At 63.6% G+C, this 3,319-nt stretch carries 5 protein-coding genes; 4 read left to right on the forward strand and 1 reads right to left on the reverse strand.

Annotated features, from left to right (window positions below; all coding sequences use genetic code 11):
* Window positions 1-383, reverse strand: a 383-nt coding sequence (locus VFB18_RS03370) for an alpha/beta hydrolase (RefSeq protein WP_324971020.1), incomplete at its 3' end; no start/stop codon positions are given.
* 177 nt (window positions 384-560) lie between these two features.
* Between VFB18_RS03370 and VFB18_RS03375 the strand changes: the two genes are divergently transcribed.
* From VFB18_RS03375 to VFB18_RS03390, 4 genes are all read left to right on the forward strand, one after another.
* Window positions 561-1,034, forward strand: a complete 474-nt coding sequence (locus tag VFB18_RS03375; RefSeq protein WP_324971021.1) for a phasin family protein — start codon at window positions 561-563, stop codon at window positions 1,032-1,034.
* 165 nt (window positions 1,035-1,199) lie between these two features.
* Window positions 1,200-2,153, forward strand: a complete 954-nt coding sequence (locus tag VFB18_RS03380; protein WP_324971022.1) for a hypothetical protein — start codon at window positions 1,200-1,202, stop codon at window positions 2,151-2,153.
* Between the two features lie 172 nt (window positions 2,154-2,325).
* The gene (locus VFB18_RS03385) at window positions 2,326-2,592 is read left to right on the forward strand and encodes a hypothetical protein (RefSeq protein ID WP_324971024.1); all 267 of its coding nucleotides are present in this window, start codon (window positions 2,326-2,328) and stop codon (window positions 2,590-2,592) included.
* A 179-nt stretch (window positions 2,593-2,771) separates the two neighbouring features.
* Window positions 2,772-3,146 carry a hypothetical protein gene (locus VFB18_RS03390; RefSeq protein ID WP_324971026.1) on the forward strand — a complete coding sequence of 125 codons (375 nt, stop codon included), beginning with the start codon at window positions 2,772-2,774 and terminating at the stop codon, window positions 3,144-3,146.
* Window positions 3,147-3,319: the final 173 nt, after the last annotated feature.

Here is a 3,319-nt window from a genome sequence, read left to right on the forward strand (position 1 = left end):
CCGAGCTTGCCGATCAAGGCATGAAGGCCTTGCGCAACGTCGTCCGCCATTGCCGGCCCCGACTCGGCGCGCGGACCGCTCGCGCCGATGCCAGGCCGGTCGTACATGACGACCCGCATGCACGAGGACAACGACTTCGCCACCTCCGTGAAACTGTCGAAAGGCTCTCCGAGCCCCGATTCAAAGATGACGACGGGGCCGTTTCCGCCGAGTTCCTCGACCGCGATCGTCTCGTTGCCCACCTCGACCTGCCTTATTTCAGCCGACGCGGGCTGGGCCAGGCCACACGCGCCTGCGGCGAGAAGCGTGACCAGGGGAAACCACGAGACGCGCAGGCGCCTGGAACGTAGCGCAAGCACCTCTAACTCATCGCGATTTGCCATGCAGGGACGCTAGCATCGCGTCTCATCGCCTCACAATCCGCGGTCCGGCAGAAATCCGCCGTTTGTGCGATGCACAATTTATGTTGCAGTGCACAATAATCTGCGCTATAAGACTCACCAGCCCCGGTTTGCCACTCCTTCCAACCCCTTCTCCCTGGGGCCTAACGAGGTGACGCAATGAACACGTTCGATCCACACGCCGCCGCCGAGATGGCGCGCGAAGCCTATCGCAAGACCATTGCCCAGTTCGAACCCGCGGCGCTTGAGGCCGCGATTCCGGAAAGCGTGCGCACGCTCGCCGAGAAGACCGTGACCGAGACGCGGGCCGTCTATGAGCGCTCCAAGACCGCGCTCGACGCCGGGCTCGATGCCGTCGAGAAGGCCCTCGACGCGGCAGGGCAGGGTGCTACCGCGTTCAATCGCAAGGTCATCGACATCGCCCAGCGCAATGTAAATTCAGGCTTCGACCTCGCCAAGAGCCTGGCCGGCGCAAAGACCGTCGCACAGGCCGTCGAATTGCAGACCAGCTATTGGCAGAAGCAGGTCGGCGCCTTGTCGGCGCAAGCCGAGGAACTGACCGCACTGTCGACGAAAATTGCCGCCGACACCGTCGAGCCCATCAAGGCGCAAATCGGCCGCGGCCTGAACTAAGTCGCGCGTAGAGCTCCTCATGCGAGCTCGGAGCAAAAGGGGCCGGTCCTCCTCCTCCCGCCGGCCCCTTAGCTTTTGTTTGCCTTCCAGGCGCGACGGACCGACACTGCCAAGTAAGACGGACCAGCGGGCGATAAAGGCGACACCTGCGCCGCCGCCGGAGGCATGAAGCCCACGCTGGTGCATTGCTACACGGAGAGAAAAATGATGGCTCCGACCCCAATGACCCAAGCACTTGATCTTCTCGAGGCCGCATGGCGCCGCACCGCGGTGCTGAATCGAAAGATGATCGGCCTCGCCCACAGCAATCTGAGATTCGGTTTTGAGCTGGCACGCGCCAAGACGCTTTCGGATGTCCTGAGCTTGCAGGCGGACTATTGGCAAAAACAATGGGACGTATTTCAAGCCGAAGATGCCGGCAACGAGCCCTCTGAGACCGCTGAGGCACGGCATGCCGAGAAGAGCGAGCGGCGGCGTGTCGAGGGGGCATCGGCGCAGAGACCTGTGGAGAGCGCTGCGCGCGTTGCGCAGGCAAAGGAGGCGCAGTCGGCTAAGCCGCCGAAGGCCAGGGCAGACGACGCGGCTGCGGCAGAGAACGCCGAGGCGGCGCCACCCAGTCGCGAACAGAAGCTCGTAGCTCCGCAAACCGAAGCCAAGGTGCCAGCGGGCCTGGTCAAGGCAGCTATTCCTGAGACGGTGGTAGCGGAGGTTCCCGAGAAGCCAACGCGAAGGCCCGCACAAAAGTCGGTGCCGAAGGCGCTGCCTCCGGATCGCCAGGTTGAAAAGAAAAGCGCGAAAGGCCGAGCGAAGCCCACGCAAGATCGTCAAACATCGAACGAAGCACGCGCCTCCGAACGGAAGGCCCGTGCCCGCGAGCGCAACGCCGTTTCTCCGAGCGGCGCGGGCAAGATCCAGTTCGGCATGCTCGATGGAAACGCTGTCCGCTTCACCAGCGCGGAAGCCTGGGCGTGGCGCGAAGGAGCGTGGAAGCGGGTCCCCGTGGACGAAGTGCAGTCCGAGGCCGTCGTCCTCAGCCAGGCGCGCTTCGACAAGCTCTACCCGGACGTTCCCGAGCTTCCTGCGTCGGCCTTTCAGCCGAAGGGAAAGCCCGAGCGGTAGCCGGCGGCGAGTTGCGAACGACATTTCCTCGCTCGGCGGTTCGGCGCGCGGTCGTCCACGTCCTGCAAGGCCTCGCGGCAAGGCTTAAATAGCAGATGCCATCGAATGCGTTCGGCGAACGCCGAGACGCGTTTTCAGCGGCGAACGCGGAGTGCAGAAAGAGGAGGAAACCATGTCCAAATCGACCCTCATTGCGGCCTTGATCACGCTTACGGCCCTCTCCCCCGCCTACAGCGTACCGCGGGAATGCACCGAGGCGCACATGAAGGAGATGGACGCCATGATCGCCAAGATGACCGACATCACTAAAAAGAAAGAGGCAGCGGCGGCCCTCAAGCTGTCGAAAGCCGAGATGCACAAGGGGAACATGGAAGGCTGTATGAAATATATGATCGAGGCGCATACCGCGATGCTCACCGCGCGCACGAAATCGCAGTAACGTCCAGCCTCAATCGTTGCTCTGCCGCAATGCAGCGTTCGACGCTGCGCGACATCCTCTGTTAACGCAACTCATGCAAGGCTGCCCGCGTTGAAGGCCTCGCCGGGGCGCGGTCCCGAGGGGCCTCGCCACGAGGCGGCTCGCATTGGCGGGCAGGACAACTACGCATGAGGACTCCGATGATTGGCAATCGTATGCGCGTCTTGGCTCTCTCGACGGCTCTTCTCGCTTTCGCCGCGCCGGCATTTGCTTCGCCCTTCGACGGAAGCTGGAAGATGGTGCTGACCACCACCAACGGCCACTGCGGCATCATCAATATCGGCGTCGCCGTCGCCAGCGGCCACATCTCGGCGACGAGCGGCCGCTTCGTCATGCACAAGATCTTCCTCGACGGCCGCATCTCCGGCTCTGGTGCGACCAAGATCAACGGCGTGGCGGGTCCGCGCCAGGCAGTCGGCATCGGCAAATTCACCAAGGTCAAGGGGAGCGGCAACTGGCACGGCACCGGGCCGTCGGGCGTCTGCTCCGGAGTGTGGGTCGCCGATCGCGCCTGATCCTTGCTCCTCGTCATCCTTGCTCCTCGTCGGCCGGCGTCCGCCTTGGCCATGGCGATCCTCAGCAATGGGGCCGGAACCGAAGCCCACCGAGCCCCATTCTATGGGCATGGCCGGACACACAACCGAGCACTCCCATTTCTCTGGCCTTGTCAGCGAACAGGGGCCGAGAG

It is taken from the genome of Methyloceanibacter sp., from assembly GCF_035650995.1.
Taxonomy (GTDB): Bacteria; Pseudomonadota; Alphaproteobacteria; order Rhizobiales; family Methyloligellaceae; genus Methyloceanibacter.